Consider the following 19,699-nt stretch of genomic DNA (forward strand, 5'->3'; position numbering starts at 1 on the left):
TCCGTGCGAGAATCGCCAACGGCGGGGTTCATCGCACGCGATACCTCGGACGTTCGCACCGCTGCCGCGCAGCCTCCCGAAAGGACCACCATGACCGACTTCACCGGACTCGTCGCGATCGTCACGGGAGGCGCATCCGGCATCGGTGCCGCGATCGCCCGCAGGCTGCGCGCCGACGGTGCACGCGTCGCGGTCTTCGACCTCGCCCCCGATGCGGCGGACGCCGACCTCGCCGTACGCGTCGACGTGCGCGACGATGCGACGGTCGTCGCCGGCGTGCAGCGGGTGGTCGACGAGTTCGGACGCATCGACATCGTCGTGAACAACGCAGGCATCGGGGCGCAGGGCGACGTCGCGGCGAACCCGGATGACGAGTGGCTGCGCGTGCTCGACGTCAACGTCGTCGGCATGGCACGTGTCTCGCGGGCGGCGCTCCCCCACCTGCGGAACTCGCCGTCCGCCGCGATCGTGAACACGGCATCCATCGCGGCGACGGCCGGACTGCCCCAGCGTGCTCTGTACTCGGCGTCGAAGGGTGCCGTGCTGTCGCTCACCCGTGCGATGGCGGCGGATCACCTGGCCGAGGGCATCCGCGTCAACGCCGTCAGCCCGGGCACCGCCGACACTCCGTGGGTGGGCCGTCTGCTCGACTCCGCCCCGGATCCGGCCGCGGAGCGCGCCGCGCTGGAGGCGCGACAGCCGCACGGCCGTCTCGTCGCCGCCGACGAGATCGCGGATGCCGTCGCCTACCTCGCCAGCCCCGCCGCCGGCTCCACGACGGGCACGGCCATCGAGGTGGACGGCGGCATGTCCGGACTGCGCCTGCGTCCGCGCGACTGAGGCTCCATCGCCGAGGTCCAAGGGCCGCGCCATCCGATCCAACCGCGCCATCCATCGAACCGCGCGATCCCATCGAGCCGCGATCGCGTCGAAGCCTGACCGACGCTGACGACTCAGCCTACGCAGACGCTTCAACCGGCACACACGCTTCAGACATCCAGCGGCGACTCGACAACGAGCCCCGGGAAGCGTGCGAAATCCCGGTCCAGCGTCACCCAGGTTGCGCCGGCTTCGAGGGCGACAGCCGCGTGCATCGCATCGGCCGCGAGATTGCCTTTCGCGTTTCCGCGCACGCACAGCGACGTGAAGATGTCCCAGGCACTCGCGCCCGGTTGCACGATGAGGGTTCCCGGCGACTCGCGCAGCGCCGTCGCCTGCGCGAGTGCGGTGTCCAGCGGGGTCGGCACGGGAAAGATCCGCGGATGCGTCACGATTCGCACGAAGCCGGCGAGCACGGCATCCGTGATGGCAAGCGGCGCCGGGTCGTTCACCGCCTTCTCGAGCCACACCACGAGCTCCTCGTGATGCGGCGCGCCCGCTCGGTGGGCGGTGACGAGCACGTTCACGTCGACCATCTTCATGCGTTCATGACTCCATGCGCTCGAGCAGCTCCGCATTGGAACTGAGATCGACGCCGACGGCGGGCCCTCCGCCGTCGAAGACGTCGATACGGAACGGAGTGTGCGATTCCGGCAACGCCGCGAGTTGAGCGCGCAGGGCCTCCTCGATGAACGAGGTCATGGTGCGGCCCTCTTCGGTTGCGCGCCGCTTGGTGGCTCGGTAGAGCTCATCAGGCAGCAATATGGTGGTGCGCATACATATCAGCATATCCTGCGGCCAGGGTTCGCGCTAGGGTGTGAATCGCACGATACGAGGAGCCGAGATGCTGGACCGAGATCGTCTACGCGAGGAGACGCATGAATATCTCTGACCCACGCGAGAACGGCCCCGACAGCCCTGCCCAGGTCCGTCCCGGCGCGGACTTCACTCAAGGCCCCGTCGAGCACTCCGCCCCGGATCTTCCCGTCGATCGCCTCGCCCACAACATCGACGCCATCGCGGCTCTCTTCCCCGACGTGGTCACCGAGTTCTCCGACGCATCGGGCGAGGTGCGTCGCGCGATCGACTTCGACCTCCTCCGTCAAGCGCTCTCGGACGACGTCGTCGACGGTCCCCGCGAGCGTTACCGCCTCGAGTGGCCTGGCAAACGCGCCGCCGCCATGAGTGCGAACACGACGGCGACAACCAGGCTGCGCGAAGATTATGCGGCGTCGTTCGACGCGACATCCGCAGGTGGCGTCGCTTTCGCGACCGGCATCGCATCGGCCGGCATCGCGACATCGACTGACGGCACGACCCCCGCGGCCGGCGTCGCCTCGCCTGGCGACACGACATCCGCAGGTGCGGCGGACGACGACAAAGCCGGCCACGGCGGAGCATCCGGCAACCTGATCATCGCCGGCGACAACCTCGAGGCGCTCAAGCTGCTGCGCCCGCGCTACGCCGGCGCCGTGAAGCTCATCTACATCGACCCGCCATACAACACGCGCAACGACTTCGTGTATCACGACGACTTCAGCGTGGGCGTGCGCGCGTTCCGAGAACGCAACGGCCGCCCTGAAGACGTGACCGACGACACCGACCGCGACATCGACGGCCACATCGACGATGGCCCCGCCGACGCGCTCGCACTGAGCGGCGATGCCGTCGATGACCCGCAGATCGATCCTCCCCTCGGAGCGGATGCCGGTGGCCACCTCCACTCGGACTGGCTCAGCATGATGTACCCCCGGCTGCTGCTGGCACGCGACCTGCTCGCCGACGACGGCGTGGGCTTCGTCAGCATCGACGGCAATGAGGTAGCGCAGCTGAAGCTCCTGCTCGCCGAGGTCTTCGGCGCCCGCAACGTGCTGTCCACCATCGTGTGGGTCAGCAATCTGAAGGGCAGGCAGATCTCCGACGGCGGTCCGGCCGGCACGCACGAGTACATCCTCTGCTTCGCGCGGAATGCGGATGCCGTCGCCCGCTTCCGCGGATCCGCCTCCGATTTCCACGCCCTCATGCCGACCGTCTACCGCAGTCCCGGATACGAGGTGAAGCACGACGCGAAGGGCGCGTACGTCACGAAGAACGAGCTGTACAACACCAACTCGCGGTTCAACGAGGGCACCGCACCGACGATGGTGTTCCGTATCCATTTCCACCCCGGCACGGGAGAGGTACGCGTCACGGATGTCGACGACGACACCGCGTTCGACGGATTCCTCACCGCGATGCCGCACCGCAACCACCGGCCGGGACTCGACTGGCACGCCTGGCGCTGGAGCCGCACGCGCGTGCTCGCCGAGCACGACGAGCTCGAGTTCGACGTCTCGGGCGGGACTCTCCGGATCCGCACCAAGGTGCGCGATGTGGACGGCATGACGATGAAGGATGTGATCATCGGGCCGAACACGATCACGGGTCAGCGTGATCTCGACGAGCTCGGCATGCACCGCCTCTTCGACAACCCGAAGCCGGTCTCGCTGCTGCGCACGCTCATCGCGGTCACGACGTCTGGCGACGATCTCGTGCTGGACTTCTTCGCCGGATCCGGTACGACGGCCCAGGCCGTCATGGAGCAGAACGCGGACGACGGCGGTCGGCGTCGCTTCCTGCTCGTGCAGCTGGACGAGCGGCTAGGCCAGGGTTCGGAGGCCGCTGCCGCCGGATTCGACACCCTCGCGGACGTGACGGTCGAGCGCGTCCGCCGCGCGGCCGAGCGCCTGCGTGCGAACGAAGCGGCTTCACCTGCGGACACGGGATTCCGCGTCCAGCGCCTCGAACCAGGGCGTGTCTGACAATTCGGAGGGTGCCGAGCGCACCGCAGCCGGCAGCGAATTGTCAGACACACCCGTGTCCAGCTGCGACTCAGCAGCCTTCCACGGCACCCGCGGGCCTCTGAACTACCCTCGCAGGATGCGCAGACGAAACCCGACGCCCCGTCTCCGCGTGGCCGCCTGCGCGCTCGGGCTCGTGGCCCTCGTGCTCACGGGCTGCTCAGCCTCGGGTCGAAGCGAGTCGCAGGCATCCGGTGCCGAGTCGACACCGACCGCGACGGCGACCCCGCAGCCGTCCGTGACCTCGACGATGCGCGCACCGTCGGCGGCCGATCCCTTGCGGTACGCCGCGCTCGGCGACTCGTACTCGGCCGGAATGGGCGGCGGGAACGAGACGGGCCGCTGCCTGCGGAGTCCGAACGCGTTTCCACAGCAGCTGGCGAAGGCGAAGACCATCAAGCTGGCACGTTTCGTCGCGTGTTCGGGCGCGACCACGAAGGATGTGCTGTCGACGCAGATCACTTCACTGGATCCGCAGGTCGATCTCGTGACCATCACTATCGGCGGCAACGACCTCAGTGTTTCGGCGCTGCCCTCTGCGTGCGCGCGCGGCGAGACAAGCACGTGCAAGGCCGCGGTGGCCACCTCGGTTTCACTGCTCAAGACGCTGCCGGCGAAACTCGAGAAGACGTACAAGGCGATCGCGCAGGCGGCGCCGCACGCGCGCATCCTGGTCGCCGACTATCCGTTGTTCTACGACCTGCCGACGATCACCGAGAAGACGATCGGATCCGACCAGGTCTCCGCTGCCATCGCCGTCGACGCCGCCGTCGCCTCGCTCGACGCGACCATCGAGAAGGCGGTCGCGAAACAGCGCGAGGCGGGCACGGACATCCACTTCGTCGATGTCTCGTTCATCGGCCACGGCGTGAACAGCGCCAAGCCCTGGTTCGTGCTCAGCGGACTCGACGCCTTCCACCCCACCGCCGCAGGCTACGCGCAGTACGCGACCGTCCTGAGCGACTTCAGCCGCTGACACCCCGGCTCGCTCACTCCACGCGGATGCCCAACTCACCAGCCAGCGCCGGCGCGAGCCCCAGAAGCTGATCGAACGAGACGACCGCGCCCCGCAGGGATGCGACGCCGCGCACCTGCTCGAGTTCGGCGCCCCGCAGGTCGACGTCGACGAGACGGGCGTGGGAGGCCTCGAGAACGCCGATGCGACATCCCGGGAACGCGAGACGCGTCGCCTTCGCGTCGCCCAGGTCGAGCTCGTCGATCGTGCAGTCCTCGAACACGACATCGACGAGCTCGGATGCCCGCAGGTTCACGAACCCGAGCTTGCATCCGTGCAGCCGCACCGAATGCCAGACGCTCTCGTACAACTCCACGGCGCCGAGGCGCGAACCGAGCACCTCGACATCCCGCCAGTCACCGCCCTGTGCGGCCAGAACCGATGCCGTCACGCCGTCCAGTCGCGTCTCCCGCAGGCGCGAGTCGATCATCCGCACATCGCTGAGATCCAGCCCCGACAGCAGGCACTCCGACAGCTCGATTCCCGGTAGATCGGTCCCTTCGAGCACGTGCGGATCGTGCGGCGAAGCGAAGGCGACCGCCTCGTTGACCGAGTGCGGGCGGAGATCGGAGGGAGCGGCATCCGTGAGGTCGAACAGCTCGAAGCGGTCGATGTGCGGGGTGGCAAGGGGTTTCGGCCGGGGCATGGCGCGACGGTAACACGACCCGGCGACTCGCTCACGCTCGAGCCCTTCGGATCACGAACGTGCTCTCTCGAACAGCGAATGCTCGGTCGAGGCTATGGGCACCGTCGGCGCGAGGAACGTGCACTGTCGAGAGGAGGAACGTGCACTGTCGAGAGGAGAAACAAGCACTGTCGAGAGGAGAAACAAGCACTGTCGGGAGAAGGAACGGGCACGGTCGGGAGAAGGAACGGGCACGGTCGGGAGAAGGAAACTGCCGAGGATGGGCTGAGTGCGCGCCCCGGCCATGGGCATCCGTTCACCCGCAGCGTACTGTGTTGCAAAACGCAACACAGCGACGTAGGCTCGAGACATCGAGGGGGCGATCGGAATGATCGAGTCGAACGCGGTCGCACAGGATCGCGGCGAGCGCGGCGAAGCCGTCGCGCGCATCCTGCACGAGCTCATCGTCGTGTCCCGGCGTGGCGTGATCAGCGCCCGCGTCATCGAGGCGCACTCCGAGGGACCGGATCTCACCGAGGCCGAGCAGTCGATCATGGCGTACCTGGCCGAGCGGCCAGGCATCCGCTCGACGGATGTCGCCACCGCCTTCGCACTGAATCGCTCGACGGTCTCACGCCAGCTCGACCGGCTCGTCGACCTCGGCCTTGTGCGGGTGGTCGACTCCCCCGGCCGCGGACGTCCCCTCGAGCTCACCGAGCTCGGCCACACGATGTTCGAGTCCACGATCGCGCAGCTCCGTGCCGAGACGGCGGAGCGGATGTCGTCCTGGACCGACGCGCAGATCGCCGACTTCGCGACGGCGCTGCTGCGATTCAACAGACCCGACTCCGAAGGATCGACGTCATGAAAACAGCAGGGTCCGCGCTCTCGCGGCCGCAACAGCAGCTTTTCCGCTGTTGCTGACGACAGTCGCTGTTGGCGGTGCCGATGACTTCAACGTCCAAGGAAAGGAAATGAACATGGCAGAACAGGCAGGCCGGGTCGCCGGCAAGGTCGCGATCGTGTCGGGCGGATCCCGCGGCATGGGCGCGAGCCACGTGCGCACACTCGTCGCAGAGGGGGCGAAGGTGGTGATCGCCGACGTTCTCGACGCGGACGGTCAGGCACTGGCATCCGAGCTGGGTGACAACGCGATCTTCGTGCACCTCGACGTGACCGATCCCGATCAGTGGACGGATGCCGTGCAGCGCGCCGTCGACGCCTTCGGTACCGTGGACATCCTGGTGAACAACGCGGGCATCGCCAACGGGGCTCCCCTGGAGTCGTTCCCGACGGATGCCTGGCAGAAGATCCTGGACATCAATCTCTCGGGTGTCTTCTACGGCATGCGCGCCGTGGTCCCCGTGATGAAGCAGCACTCGAGCGGATCCATCGTGAACGTGTCATCCGTGGAGGGGCTGCGCGGATCCGTCGGGCTCCACGGATACGTCGCCTCCAAGTTCGGAGTCCGGGGCATCACGAAGTCGGCGGCACTCGAGCTCGGGGCCGCCGGCATCCGCGTCAACTCCATCCACCCGGGACTCATCGAGACACCGATGACGACGGATATCGCTGCCGAAAGCCTGCAGATCGCGCTCGGTCGCGCCGCGCAGCCGGCGGAGGTGTCGAGGCTGGTGCTGTTCCTGGCCTCCGACGAGGCCAGCTACTCCACCGGAGCCGAGTTCGTGATCGACGGCGGCCTGGTGGCCGGCGTCCCGCACAACTGAACCTGTATCCGAACAACAGACCGCACCGGTCACTTCGCAGCCGCTGACTGAAACAGCAGTGATCGCGCTTTCGCGGCCACAACGGCAGCTTTACAGCTGTTCAGGAAGACATTCGCTGTTCTCGGACACGGCGGAAGCAACAGGAAGGAAGAACAATGGCACACGAATTCGACGGAAAGGTCGCGCTCGTCACGGGTGGGGCATCCGGCATCGGCAAGGCCGTTGCGCTGAAGCTCGCGTCGGAGGGCGCGGCGATCGGCGTGGCGGATCTGCGTGAGGATGCCGCCCAGCAGGTCGTCGACGAGATCACGTCCGCGGGCGGTCGCGCCATCGCGATCGGCGTCGACGTCGGCGACCCGGAGCAGGTGAAGGGCGCCGTGGATGCCACGGTGCAGGCCTTCGGATCACTCACGCACGCACTCAACAACGCTGGCATCGGCGGACCGCAGGGCGCCATCCAGGATGTCGACATCGACGGCTACCTCAAGCTGATCGACGTGAACCTGCACTCGGTGTTCTATGGGATGAAGTACGAGATCCCGGAGCTGCTCAAAGCGGGCGGCGGGGCGATCGTGAACACGTCGTCCATCCTCGGACTCGTCGGAACACCGCTGGCCATCCCGTACGTCACGGCGAAGCATGGCGTGGCCGGCATGACCAAGGCGACGGCGTTGCAGGTGGCGAGCCAGGGCATCCGCATCAACTCGGTGCACCCTGGATACATCGACACGCCGCTGCTGCAGGGCATGCCGAAAGAGGCATATGACGCGCTGGTCGGACTGCACCCGATCGGACGCCTCGGCACGGCCGAGGAGGTCGCGGAGCTCGTGACGTTCCTGCTGTCCGACCGCGCGGCCTTCATCACCGGATCGCAGCACCTCGTGGACGGCGGATACACGGCGCAGTAGCGCGCTGGAGCTGAACGGCGAACGGTCGGCTACTAGGTCGGCGCCGACTGGTCGCGCGCGCTCAGGACGCAGAATCACCGAGCAGGGCGAACGCGATGTTCCAGATGCGCTGTGCCTCTGCGGCATCCGCCATGGTGCGGAACAACGGTCTGCGTCGTGGCGGTCCGGACACTCCGAACCAGCGCGATGGCGCATACATGGCGGGAGCGGGAGCATCCGCGGCCAGGGCAGCCACCGCCGTCAGCGCACCCTGGCGTGCGCTGTTGCCGAGACTCCTGGTGACCGCATCGACGGCTGCGCGCGGAAGCAGCGCCCGAATGGGCGCCGCGATCGCCGTCGCCGGGGCGACTCCTGGATGACACAGCCGCACTGAGATTCCCCGCGCGGCGCCGTCTCGCCGTTGCAGTTCGGTCGCATAGAGTCCCAACGCGATCTTGGACATGCGGTATGCGCTCAGCGGACCGTAGCTTCGCTCACCCTGAAGGTCGTCCCACGCGAGACCGCCGTGTGCCCCCTCGAGGCTGGCCTGTGCCGCGACGCGTGCCCGCCCCGCCTCCAGCAGAGGCAGGATGCCCTCCGTCAGCGCAACGTGCCCCAGAAAGTTCGTCTGAAAGTGCAGTTCGAAGCCGTCCGCGGTGACGTGCCGCGCGCGGTCGCCGAGCAGCACGATCCCGGCGTTCATCACGTAGTGCTGGATCGGCTCCCCTTCCGCGCGGAGCACCTCGGCCAGCTCACGCGTCGACCCGAGGTCGGCGAGGTCGAGGTCGTACAGGGTGATGCGTGCATCCGGAACGGACTCGCGGATGCGCGCAGCCGCGCCCTCCCCCTTCACGCGATTGCGCACCGGCATGAGGATGCGACCGCCTGCTGAGGCGATCCACCGCGCGATCTCGAGCCCGATTCCGTCGCTGGCACCGGTGATCAGCACGTTGGTGCCTGCGAACCGATCGCGGGAGAGGCGTCCGAGCGATGCGGACGCGGATGAAGCTGCCTGCGCAGCCGGCGCGCTACCGACCGGTGCCGGCATAGACGACGGCTTGCGTCTCCGCATCCAGTCCGAAGGCATTGTGCACGACACGCGCAGCCTCGGCCACGGTGTCGGCACGGGTCACGACCGAGATGCGGATCTCGCTCGTGGAGATCATCTCGATGTTGATGCCCGCCGTGAACAGCGCCTCGAACAACGCGGCCGACACGCCGGCGTTCGACCGCATGCCTGCGCCGACGAGCGCCAGCTTGCCGATCTGGTCGTCGTACTGCAACGACTGGAAGCCGACATCCGGCTGCTCGGCGCGCAGCGCCTGGAGCACCCGCTGTCCGTCGCCCTTCGGCAGCGTGAACGAGATGTCGGTGAGGCTGGTGGCGGCCGCGGACACGTTCTGCACGATCATGTCGATGTTGGCGTTGGTCTTCGCGACGATCTTGAAGATCTGAGCGGCCTTGCCGGGAACGTCGGGCACACCGACGATCGTGATCTTGGCCTCGCTCAAGTCGGTGGCGACTCCCGCGATGATCGGCTCTTCCACTTTCCCGCCTCTTTCTTGCTGCTTCTCCTGCAGTGCCGCGACCCGCTCGGCGTAGTCGTCGGATGACTCGTTGAGCACGTACGTGCCCTCGGTGTTGTTGAACGACGACCGCACGTGCAGCGTCACGCCGTGCCGGCGCGCATACTCGACGGCGCGGATGTGCAGCACCTTCGCCCCTGCCGCTGCCAGCTCGAGCATCTCTTCGCTCGTGATGTGGTCGATCTTCTTGGCCAGCGGCACCACGCGGGGATCGGACGTGAACACGCCGTCGACGTCCGTGTAGATCTCGCAGACCGACGCATCCAGCGCGGCCGCCAGTGCGACGGCCGTGGTGTCGGATCCGCCACGGCCCAGAGTCGTGATGTCTCGCGACTCCCGGCTGAAGCCCTGGAACCCGGCGACGATGACGATGGCGCCCTCGTCGAGTGCCTCACGGATGCGGCCGGGCGTGACGTCGACGATGCGGGCGGCGCCGTGGCGAGCATCCGTGATCATGCCTGCCTGGCTGCCGGTGAACGAGCGGGCGTCATAGCCCATGGACTTGATCGCCATCGCCAGCAGCGCCATCGAGATGCGCTCGCCTGCGGTGAGCAGCATGTCGAGCTCTCGGGGCTCAGGGATCGGCGTCACCTCGTGCGCGAGATCGATCAGCTCGTCGGTCGTGTCGCCCATGGCGCTGACGGCGACGACGACCTCGTTGCCCGCCTTGCGCGTCTCGACGATGCGCTTCGCGACCCGCTTGATGCTCTCGGGGTCGGCAACGGATGAGCCGCCGTACTTCTGCACGATCAATGCCACGTGAAGGCTCCTGGGGGATGCTCCTGAAGGATGGGGATCCGGCGCAGCGGGCGAATGCCTGCGACTCGCGCCCGGTATCCCAATTCTACGGTGCGACGGATGCGCATCCGCGCGCGTGCCGAGCAGCGGCAGTTCTGCGCGACACACCGTCGGTGTGAGGCTGCGAGCGGCGTGTCGCGCAGAATTGCCGCACTTCTTCACACGGAGGAGATCCGTGTTCGTCCGCAGCACGCGCGGGCTACGACGCAGCGTCCCCGGCAGGAACGGCGGCGGAGGCATCGGCATTCAGATCCGGCGCATCCGCTCGCCACGATCGCAGGCTCGGGATCGCCGCGCCGATCACCCCGGCGCCGATGACACAGGCGATGCCGCCGAGCCAGGCGCTGATCGATCCGGAGGTGAGCGACGCGATGCTGCCGGCACGCAGGTCGCCGAGGCTGGGGCCACCGGCGCCGACGAGGAAGTCGAGCGAGTTCATGCGGCCGCGGAGGGCATCCGGAGTCGTTCGCTGCACGATCGTGCCACGGCTGACGACCGTGCCGGTGTCGGCGGCGCCGGCGATCACGAGGCCGAGCAGGGCGAGCGGCAGCCATCCGCTGAGCCCGAAGAGCGCGACCCCTGCGCCCCAGATGCCGCAGCTGACCACCATGACGACACCCTGGCGGGGCTGCTTGGTGATGCGTCCGGAGAGCACTCCGGCGAGGATGCCGCCCAGCCCGATCGCGGGAACCATGAGCCCCAGCGTGGCGGGCGATCCGCCGAAGCGTTCGGCGTTGATCACGGGGAAGAGGGCGACGGGCATGGCGAGGACCATGGCGTTGAGATCCGTCGCGAATGCGCCGAGAAGCACCGGCGTGCGGAACAGGAACTTCACGGACGAGAGGATGCCGCGCCCCTCCTTGCCGTCGCCAGCTGCGGCCTCCGGCATGGCGGCATCCTTCGGCAGGGCGCCGATGCCCCACAGGGACGCGATGAACGTCACGGCGTCGACCGCGAGGCACACGGCGACACCCCACTGCGCGACGATGAGGCCGGCGGCGAACGGTCCGGCGAGCGCGGCGACCTGGGACGACAGGCGCATGAGCGCCAGTCCGCCACTGAGGCGCTCGCCGTCGAGCAGTCGCGGCGCAAAGGTCTGCGCGGCGGGGAAGGCGATGGATCCGAGCCCGGATCCGATCGCCGTGAAGACGAAGATGATCGGCACGTTGGCCCATCCGGCGAAGACGACGACGGCGAGCGCCACGGCGCTGACCAGCTGGATGACGCGAGTGGCCAGCAGGAGCGTGCGGCGATTCATCCGATCCGCGAGGATGCCGCCCACGAGCCCGCCGACCACGATCGGCACCGCGCGCACGACACCGGTGAGGCCGACGATGAGCGCCGAGTGCGACAGCTCCCACACGTAATAGAGGAGTGCGAACGAGCTGAGCTGGGATCCGAATCCATTGATCGTGGTGCCGATCCAGAACGCACGGAACGCCGGGATCTCGCGCAGCGGACGGATGTCGACGAGATGGTCGCGCAGGCTCACGAGCGCACCCCCGCCCGCGGGTTGAACTCCGGATGCCGCCGGTTGAGCTCCAGGTACCGCCGGTTGAGCTCCAGGTACCGCCGGTTGAGCTCCAGGTACCGCCGGTTGAGCTTGTCGAAACCCGGTTCTTCGAGCGCTGGTTTCGACAGGCTCAACCAGCGGTGATGACGCCTCACGCGCGGTGCTCGCGCATGTGGCGCAGCAGACGATCGGTGAAGGGCTCGCGGTCGAGCGCTGCGCTCATCGACGAGACGACGTCATCCAACGAAACTCCGACCTCATCAGCGACTTCCTTCACCGCGCGTTCCGTCGCGTACCACTCGCTCCAGAGCTGGGGCGCCACCTCGCGGCCGCGAGAGGTGAGCGAGATGATGCGGGAGCGAGCATCCTCTCCCGGTTCGGAGGCGACGAGCCCGGACTTGCGCATCGCCGCCACCGACTGGCTCATCGCCGAGTGCGTCACGCCGCAACGCTCGGCGAGGTCGCGGATGCTCATGGCACCGTCTTCGAGGAACATCAGCGCAGCGCTGAACCGCGTGGGCACGCCCTCGATGCCGAGTGTCGTGTAGGCAGCGGCGATGCCGTCGTCCATCCGCTGCTGCAGCGCACGGAGCGGACGCCACGCGCTGGGGAGTTCGGCGATGGCGCGGGGGCGGGTTGGTTCTTCGGGCAGCTCGAACGATGTCACAGCGCTAATATAACAGAGCTGTCATGATCATCCGAGTCCCATCCGATCAAATGCACGGACCATCAGCCGAGCGTCCGCCTGAGGACTCCTACCGCATCCGCCCACGGCACCCGCTCCTGTTCCAGTCGCACCCCACCCTCGCCGGCAAGCAGCGCCAGCGCGGCTCGCTCTGCATCGGTGAGGCGGCTCAAGGCTGCTGCGGTCGGTGCGGGCTCACGCACCCACAGGTCGCGATTCGCGAGAAGGGTCGCCTCATCCATCAGCACGCTCCTGGCACGCGGGTGCCACGCGCGGAACTCGTCGAGAATCGCGAACCCGTGCGAGTCGAGATCGCCCCAATAGAGGAGGTCGACGTCGGCATCGGATGCCCACGGCAGCAACGCGAGACGGCTTCCTGCACCGAATCCTCCCCCGAACACGGCGATCGTGTCGGCGTAGCGTTCGAGCGCGAGCAGCGTCTCCAGGTTCTCCACGACGAGCACGTTCCGTGGCTGCAGCCGAAGCGAAGCGAGCTCGGATGCCGGCGCCTCCACATCGCGGAGCGCTCCGAACCCCGCGGGAACCAGCGCGTCATCGAGAATGCGTGCTCGAATGCGGGGCTCACCTGCGACGAGTCCCAACGACTCCCGACCGCTCAGCGCCGTGTGCAGCGACGCCACCAGACCGCGGTGCTTGCCGATCCATTTCGTGTCCACGCCGCGCACGGGAACCTGCCGCAGCCGATACCCCGACTCGGGATGCCCGTCGAACCATGTCAGCACGTCGAGCAGCCGCTCGAAGTCGGCGTCGTCGATCGCGAGGAGTGCGCGGCCGTTGCGTCGAAGCGCCACCGCGAACACATCGACAACGTCGATCCGGCCATCGCCCCGGAGCCGCGCTTCGAGCGCGCGCATCCTGCCGTGCAGAAGCATCCACTCGCGGTGCTGTTGCCGTCCCGCGAACCGTGCGATGGCATCCGCACCCCGCAGCACGAGTCGCTCGGGAACGCGCTGCGCGCCCACGCTCGTCCACTGCCGCCGCTGCCATTGCACGCCCTCGATGCCGTCCCACGATCGCGTCCACGCGATCGCGTGCGCATGGTCGGCGAAGACTTCCGCCTCGGTCGGAGGGTTCAGCGGCACGTCGAGCACGACACCGTCACCTCCCGCGACCGCCCACGTCGTGAGCCCGCGTCGCACCACGCTCGCAGCCCGCTCGCGCGCCGCGGTCGGGGTGAGCATCCGTCCCGACGTCACGCGACACCGTCGCTTACGTCACCGATGTCGGTGCCGACGGTGTGGACCGCACGCTCCCGGATCACGACATTCGCCACCCTTGAATGCGCGCGTGTCTCGTTCGAGATCGAGGTGACAGCACCCACATAGGGCTCGATCGTGGAAAGGAGCTTCTGCGGCGTGGCCAGAAGCAGGTGGAACCCGAATTCTCGGAACACGTCAAGCGCCATGCGGGTGAAGACCGCGTCGGCCTTGTCGAACGCCTCATCCAGCACGATCGTCGCGTACGCAGGCGTCTCCACCTCGTCGCGGGTGAGCTGGTATCTCAACGCCGCCGCCAGGCAGAAGATGACCAGCTTCTGGCGCTGTCCGCCGGAGAGTCCGGCGCTCGAGTCGTGCACGTTCACAACCTCGCCCCAGCGATCGAGCTCGTGCGCCTGGAACGTGACGTGCTCGCGTGTGTCGAGAACACGTTGCCGCCACAGAGCGTCTTCGTTCGTACTCGACCCGAGTCGGCCCATCACACCCTGCAGAACGGCGAACCGTTCCTCAGCACGGCCGATGCCTTCGTCGTCCCATGAACCCGAGGTGATACGTCCGAGGTCGTCGAGGAACCGCTCGACCTCGCCACTGCGCTGCTCCTTCACCCGGATCTTCAAGAACCGGTCTCGGTCGAATTGCGAGCGCGACAGCGAGTCGTTCACCGGATCCACTCGCTCCCTGATGAGCTTCGGCGCTTCGCGAATGTCACGCAGCAGGTAAGCGATGAGCTCGCGCGACTTGTCGCGCAGCAGCTGAAGGAAGCGCTGTTCGTACTCCGGCAAGCCCTTCGACTCGATGTCGGTACGGAGGGCGTGGTACGCGTCCCTGTCATCGATCGAGGGCGTCAGATCGGCGCCGATGGCCGGCCACCGGGTTCGGAAAACGTGTGCACGCTCCTCGAACCCGGAACGCGCGTTGCCTGCATCCCGTTGCGCCGCGTTCTGCGCCTGGCTCAGCGCGGCAGCCACCTGTCGTGACGCGTTCGACACCGTCGCACGGTCGAGCTTGCGCTGCACCGCTCGGTAACGGGCGCGCAGATCGGCCTCGTCCTCGCTGTGCATACTCGTGCCTTGCGCGGCCGCAGCGAGCCGTTCGAGCTCATCCGTCAGGGTCTCGATACGCTCGTCGAGTCCGCTCAGCTGGGAGTCGGCCTTCACCAGACGCTCGAATGCCGCTCGATGTCGCTCCCGCGCCTTCTCGAGTGCAAGAGAGGCATCCGCAAGCTCGTCGGTGGCGGACGCCAGTGCTTCGTACTCGCTGCGACGTTGCGTCACCAGCCTGCTCGCGGAATTCCTGTCGATGCGCGACCATTCCTGCCGCACCACGGATTCGAGGACACTGCGGCGGCGCTGCTGCGCGTCGCGCTCGGCCTGCATGCGAGCGAGAACGCTCTCCGCGGAGGCCAGACGATCCGCAGCCTCCTGTCGCTGCACCCGCAGCGCGGAGAGCTTCGCTGCATTGTCGGCACCGAGCACCCACTTGGTGCGATCGTCGATGCGGTCAACGTCGTTCTTCTCGTAGCGTCGCTTTCCCGTTTTCACCTGGCCGGCCCGCGTGACGCCGCGTTCGACGGCATCCAGGTCGTCGGGGTGCTCGACGCACGCCGTGTCGTACTGGTCTGACAGTCGCCACCGCAGCCAGTCGGCGAACGCGCCGGCCGAAACCGTCACCCTGTTCAGCAGCGAACGCTCGTCGCGGGCCGGTCGTGGTGCGGCGGCGACGGCAGGGACAGACTCGTAGCGCAGCCGGGCACCGAGATGCATGCCGTCGACGATGCGTCGCACGGCCGCGATGTTCTCATCGCGCACGAGCATGGTGACGGCCAGCGGGCGCAAGACCCGCTCGATCGCCCCCGTCCAGTCACCGTGTTCCCGAGCCACGTCGACGAGTTCCCCGGCGAAGGGCAAGGCTGCTTCGTCGACACCGAGCTCATCGGCGATGCGTCGTCGGGCGAGCTGCAGAGAGGCCGGCATGTTGCTGCGGCGGCTCCGGAGCTCGGCTATTTCGGTATCGAGCCGATCGAGCATCCGTTTCGCGTCGGCCCACGTGCGGTGCTCGTCGAACGCGCCGACGCCGGCCCCGAAGTCGACCGAGGCGAGGTCCCGCCTCGCCGACTCCTGCAACTCTCCGAACTCGGCGACCGATGCCGGAGCGGCCAGGCCGACTCGACGCAGTTCGTCTTCGAAGCGACCCCAGTCGTCGTCGACGCGTTTCGCATCCTTCTGTGCGTTCTCCAACCGGTCTCGTGCTGCTGCGGCTTCTCCTCCACCGAGCTGGTTGACCCGTAGGTCGGCGACACGCACGGCCTCGTCGGCCGCATCCGATTCAGCGCGCGCGGCCCGCGCATCGTCGAGGGCCGCAGGACGCAGGGCTGCGGCATCCGCACGCTCTTGGGAGGTCACCTCGATCAGCAGCCGCTGCTCGAACACGTCGATCAGAGCGGCCAACCGCTCTGCATTCGTTCCGTCGGCCGTCGCCTTCTCGTAGCGGGCGATGTTGGGCTCGAGCGCACGCAGAGCCTCCAGCTGATCGCGGGCATCGACGACGAGCTCGTGCGCGCGGTTCAGCTCGCCGAACTGCTCGACGGCATTCGCCGCCCTGGCGAAGGTGCCCGGATAGTCGAGCATGAAGGTGCGGAACAGATGATCGAGGCTCGAGAGGTTCTTCGCCGACTGCGTCTTGTGCAGAAGAAGCAGCGCGTTCTCACTCGGGATTCCCAGCAGCTTGCCGGCGCGCACGAAATAGTCACCGTTGCTGCCCGTCGTGACCGTCGCCGTCGGCCAGTTCCGCTTAAGGCTTCGCGCATCGATTCCCGCCTGAACGAACGGTGCGAATGCGGGCAGCGAGTAATCGCCACGGTCGGCGACCGCCGCGCTCTTGAGCGTGGATCTGTCGTCCGAGCCGGCGCGGAGGTGAAAGAGCCGGGCGAGCGAGGCACGATCGCCCTGCCCGTTGTCGAATACCAGCAGGATTCCGCTCCAGGTCGCCCCCGTGCGGAGGTAGGCGGCGACGGCACGGTCTTCGATGGCATCCGCTTCCTTTTTCCACGCGCCGCGCACGTAGCTGACCAGAGTGCGGTCGTCGCCGCGGGAGGAGGCATCTTGTGCCGCGGCGTTGAACTTGAGCCACTTGCCAGGCGTGAGCACTGTGGCAATCGCATCGAGAAGCGACGACTTGCCCGAACCGGATGCGCCGGTGATCAGGTGTCCCTTGCGGGCGATGTCGATGGAGGTGTGCCCGGGGAACGTGCCCCAGTCGATCAGTTCGATGCGGGCAAGTCGCCATTGTCCCGGCAGCACCGCAGCGTTCGGGCCCTCGGATGCTTGTGCAAGCGTCGCAAGATCGAACAGGCTCACAGGATGCCCTCCCCGGCGTCGTCCTCGCTTGCGGCGTCCCTGCCTGCAGCGTCGTCGCCCGCGTCGTCGTCGGCTTCGTCCGTCCCTGCCGTGTCTCGCGCCGTGGTGCCGACGAGCCGGGCGTATTCCGCAGTCACGGCACGCACCTGATCCGCGTCGAGGATAAGCCGCAGCACCGGCGAGATCTCGACACGATCCTCGGGATCGTCGGCCCGCCCTGTGCGGTGAACGACCCGCAGCTTCTCCCGCATCTTCAGCCAGGCCGAGTTCAACCGTTTCGCGAAGTCGGATTCGTCCCGATCAACTCCCCGATAGACAGACAACCGCTCGAAGACCTCCTCGCGTCCCACGATGACGCGACCCTCGCTCTCCCTGCGCAGCAGCAGGTCGCGGAGCACGAGCAGCATCGCGGAGTCGATGAACGTCAGTGCCTGGGTGCGAACGGTGCTGGGTGCGGCGAACTCGCCGGTCGACGCGTTCCGCACGAAGGCGAACTCGGCCAGCGGGTCGATGACCAGGTCGAGGAACAGCTCGTGCAAGCGGATGGTGATCGCGCGCTGATCAGCCAGCAGCGCGGCCCACAGTCCGGGACTGCGATCGCCGGAGAGGTAGGGACCCTTGATCAACTGCACAAGGGCGCGTCGCGACGCCTCGCCGAGGATGCCGGTGTCCCCGCCCCACAGATTCGCCGACGGCGGCGACGCGTGCCCGGACTCCGGCACGTCTTCCGCCCCGTCGATGCTGTGTTCGGCGTCACCGATCCTGACGTCGATCGTGTCGTTCATGCGATCCTCCGGGTGAATCGGTAGCTCGGGATGAGGGCCTCACGCTCGACGTCGATGTCCGCGGCTCCGCGACCGGTCCACGTCACTGTCTCCGTCTCTCCCTCGACACGTTCGCCGAACGACTCGGCGAGTGCGATCAATCCGACGACGCTCGCAACGCCCTGCGTTGCGGTGTGCCGCGCCAGCACCCCGGCGACCGTCACGATCTCGGCGCGCAGTAGCTCGACGTTGATGTTGCCGGTGAGCTCGTCGAAGTCGATCTCGGTCTCACGCGCGATGGCCTTCAGCGCTTCGAGGTCGACGAGCTCGGGCTCGTTGGCAATGATCGGACGAGTCGCATCGAACGATCCCGGATTGTGCAGCTCGATCGCACCGGCGCTGGCGGTCTCGATCGATGACAGCTCGAGAGCGAGCCGTGTCTGCTGATAAGGCGGGACCGCTGCAGCGGTCCCGACGGCCGCACCGAGGGCATCCTCGATGACGCGGCGCAGAACCCGATCGCGCTGAAAGTCCTGCGATTGCACAAAGCGTCGCAGGCCTCGCGCAAATCCCGTGATGACATCGTGAATCTCACCACTCAGTTCCGTCAGGCTGCGCATGAACCGGCGAAGGGCTCTGCGCTCGGATGCCGTCAGCTTGCTCGCGAAGGACCTGTCGAGTACGCGCTCCACATCAGCGTCGAACGCGGCACCCCGTTCCGGATCGAGCACCAGCGCGCTGAACGCCGCGAAGCTGCGACCGTGTTCGCTCTCCGAAATCAGGTCGACGCCACGGAACACCTCGTCGAGCACATGCCCCTGCGTCGGCCCGGACTCGACGATGCGCTCCCGCAACGTGCGGTTCAGCCCCTCGAACGCCCCTCGCACCCGCGCGAAATCGCTGGGCAGCTCCGACACCTGCGCCAGGATGTCGTTCACCCGCTCGACGGCCCTCTCGTCGTCGAGGAGGTACGCGTCCAGATCGCCGGCACCGATGCGCTCGATCTGTTCGTCGATCGCGTCGCGTTGCTCATGCAGCGTTTCGAGCCTGCGCGTTGCATCCGGATCGGTATCGATCGCAAGGCGTTCCAGTTGCGCCTGGATGGAGGACAGTCGCGACTCCGTCGCTGTCTGCCGCGGCTCGGCGAGACCATCGAGAATGCGGATCGCGGCGAGCGCTCCCGCCGACAGCTCGTACGTCTCGCCGCGCGCCTCAGGCGACGGACGTCGGATGAGGTAACCCGCCTCACGCCAATCCGTCGTGTAGCCCTGAGCGTTCTTCGGCAGCGCGAATCCGTGCCCACGCAGTGCGTCGAGCTCGTCGTCGAGACGGCCCGTGAACTCGGATGCGGACAGCCTGCGTTCGTCTCCCCCGAGCAGCTCACCCAGTACGGCGACCACTACCGGCCCGTTGTCCGCCCGCAGCAGACGCCACGTGACGTCGTCGTCGCGCAGACGGGAGAGCGCAAGCACGTGGGCAAGGGCGCTGGTCGTAGAAGGCATCCGGTCGTGTTCCGCGGTGGGCGATTGTTCGCAAGCCATTGTCGGCGTTACCACCGACATCCGCGAATCGGAAGCGGGCATGCCGGGCCGCTCCGGCAGCCGCGCGACTACGGACCTGTCGCCCGGGCGGGACGCGACATCGGGAGCCAGCAGCGCCACGAGCGCGATGCACGGCCGCGGCGTGCTGCGGCGTCGGCCAGCGCTGAGGCGAGTGTGGACTTGCCGGCGCCGGGCGCGCCGGCGATGCCGAGGATGGCTCGATCGGACGCCCGCGCATCGGCGAG

General features: G+C 67.6%; 18 protein-coding genes. 6 read left to right on the forward strand and 12 right to left on the reverse strand.

Annotated elements, in window-relative coordinates; translation table 11 throughout:
* The first annotated feature begins 90 nt into the window (after positions 1–90).
* Entirely contained in the window at positions 91–840 is a 750-nt protein-coding gene (locus tag ACX9R5_RS18465; protein ID WP_459410527.1) for an SDR family NAD(P)-dependent oxidoreductase, read from the forward strand.
* 149 nt (positions 841–989) lie between these two features.
* Here the strand turns inward: ACX9R5_RS18465 and ACX9R5_RS18470 are convergent, their stop codons facing one another.
* On the reverse strand, positions 990–1,421 hold the full coding sequence (locus ACX9R5_RS18470; RefSeq protein ID WP_459410528.1) for a TA system VapC family ribonuclease toxin: 432 nt from the start codon (positions 1,419–1,421) through the stop codon (positions 990–992).
* A gap of 4 nt (positions 1,422–1,425) precedes the next feature.
* The gene (locus tag ACX9R5_RS18475) at positions 1,426–1,656 is read right to left on the reverse strand and encodes a ribbon-helix-helix domain-containing protein (protein ID WP_459410529.1); all 231 of its coding nucleotides are present in this window, start codon (positions 1,654–1,656) and stop codon (positions 1,426–1,428) included.
* 101 nt (positions 1,657–1,757) lie between these two features.
* Here ACX9R5_RS18475 and ACX9R5_RS18480 point away from each other — a divergent pair, with 101 nt between their 5' ends.
* Together ACX9R5_RS18480 and ACX9R5_RS18485 are read left to right on the forward strand one after the other, a co-directional pair.
* Complete coding sequence (locus tag ACX9R5_RS18480; RefSeq protein ID WP_459410530.1) at positions 1,758–3,680, forward strand: site-specific DNA-methyltransferase; 1,923 nt, start codon at positions 1,758–1,760, stop codon at positions 3,678–3,680.
* A 118-nt stretch (positions 3,681–3,798) separates the two neighbouring features.
* Positions 3,799–4,695, forward strand: coding sequence for an SGNH/GDSL hydrolase family protein (locus ACX9R5_RS18485; RefSeq protein WP_459410531.1), 897 nt, complete (start codon positions 3,799–3,801; stop codon positions 4,693–4,695).
* Positions 4,696–4,708: 13 nt separating this feature from the next.
* Here ACX9R5_RS18485 and ACX9R5_RS18490 read toward each other — a convergent pair whose 3' ends face one another.
* Complete coding sequence (locus ACX9R5_RS18490; protein ID WP_459410532.1) at positions 4,709–5,380, reverse strand: pentapeptide repeat-containing protein; 672 nt, start codon at positions 5,378–5,380, stop codon at positions 4,709–4,711.
* 367 nt (positions 5,381–5,747) lie between these two features.
* On the opposite strand from ACX9R5_RS18490, the gene ACX9R5_RS18495 reads away from it, so the two are divergent.
* The 3 genes from ACX9R5_RS18495 (at position 5,748) to ACX9R5_RS18505 (ending at position 7,994) form a co-directional block, all read left to right on the forward strand.
* A complete protein-coding gene (locus ACX9R5_RS18495) occupies positions 5,748–6,227 on the forward strand; it encodes a MarR family winged helix-turn-helix transcriptional regulator (protein WP_459410533.1) in 480 nt (159 codons plus the stop codon).
* A 112-nt stretch (positions 6,228–6,339) separates the two neighbouring features.
* The gene (locus ACX9R5_RS18500; protein WP_459410534.1) at positions 6,340–7,086 is read left to right on the forward strand and encodes a glucose 1-dehydrogenase; all 747 of its coding nucleotides are present in this window, start codon (positions 6,340–6,342) and stop codon (positions 7,084–7,086) included.
* Positions 7,087–7,241: 155 nt separating this feature from the next.
* Entirely contained in the window at positions 7,242–7,994 is a 753-nt protein-coding gene (locus tag ACX9R5_RS18505) for an SDR family NAD(P)-dependent oxidoreductase (protein WP_459410535.1), read from the forward strand.
* Between the two features lie 61 nt (positions 7,995–8,055).
* Here the strand turns inward: ACX9R5_RS18505 and ACX9R5_RS18510 are convergent, their stop codons facing one another.
* From ACX9R5_RS18510 to ACX9R5_RS18550, 9 genes are all read right to left on the reverse strand, one after another.
* Positions 8,056–9,021 (reverse strand): SDR family NAD(P)-dependent oxidoreductase, encoded by a 966-nt coding sequence (locus tag ACX9R5_RS18510; protein ID WP_459410536.1) that lies wholly within the window; start codon positions 9,019–9,021, stop codon positions 8,056–8,058.
* Positions 9,002–10,318: an aspartate kinase gene (locus tag ACX9R5_RS18515; protein WP_459410537.1), complete on the reverse strand. Its 1,317-nt coding sequence runs from the start codon at positions 10,316–10,318 to the stop codon at positions 9,002–9,004. The genes ACX9R5_RS18510 and ACX9R5_RS18515 overlap by 20 nt, the downstream gene beginning before the upstream one ends.
* Positions 10,319–10,556: 238 nt before the next feature.
* The gene (locus ACX9R5_RS18520; protein WP_459410538.1) at positions 10,557–11,849 is read right to left on the reverse strand and encodes an MFS transporter; all 1,293 of its coding nucleotides are present in this window, start codon (positions 11,847–11,849) and stop codon (positions 10,557–10,559) included.
* Entirely contained in the window at positions 11,846–12,004 is a 159-nt protein-coding gene (locus ACX9R5_RS18525) for a hypothetical protein (RefSeq protein WP_459410539.1), read from the reverse strand. Before ACX9R5_RS18525 ends, ACX9R5_RS18520 begins: the two co-directional genes overlap by 4 nt.
* Before the next feature lie 17 nt (positions 12,005–12,021).
* A complete protein-coding gene (locus ACX9R5_RS18530) occupies positions 12,022–12,537 on the reverse strand; it encodes a MarR family winged helix-turn-helix transcriptional regulator (protein ID WP_459410540.1) in 516 nt (171 codons plus the stop codon).
* Positions 12,538–12,599: 62 nt separating this feature from the next.
* Positions 12,600–13,772, reverse strand: coding sequence for a Wadjet anti-phage system protein JetD domain-containing protein (locus ACX9R5_RS18535; protein ID WP_459410541.1), 1,173 nt, complete (start codon positions 13,770–13,772; stop codon positions 12,600–12,602).
* A complete protein-coding gene (locus ACX9R5_RS18540; RefSeq protein ID WP_459410542.1) occupies positions 13,769–17,149 on the reverse strand; it encodes an ATP-binding protein in 3,381 nt (1,126 codons plus the stop codon). Before ACX9R5_RS18540 ends, ACX9R5_RS18535 begins: the two co-directional genes overlap by 4 nt.
* Entirely contained in the window at positions 17,146–17,934 is a 789-nt protein-coding gene (locus ACX9R5_RS18545) for a DUF4194 domain-containing protein (RefSeq protein ID WP_459410543.1), read from the reverse strand. Before ACX9R5_RS18545 ends, ACX9R5_RS18540 begins: the two co-directional genes overlap by 4 nt.
* Positions 17,931–19,415: a DUF3375 domain-containing protein gene (locus tag ACX9R5_RS18550; protein WP_459410544.1), complete on the reverse strand. Its 1,485-nt coding sequence runs from the start codon at positions 19,413–19,415 to the stop codon at positions 17,931–17,933. The genes ACX9R5_RS18545 and ACX9R5_RS18550 overlap by 4 nt, the downstream gene beginning before the upstream one ends.
* Between the last annotated feature and the right edge of the window lie 284 nt (positions 19,416–19,699).

Source organism: Rathayibacter sp. CAU 1779 (genome assembly GCF_054551755.1).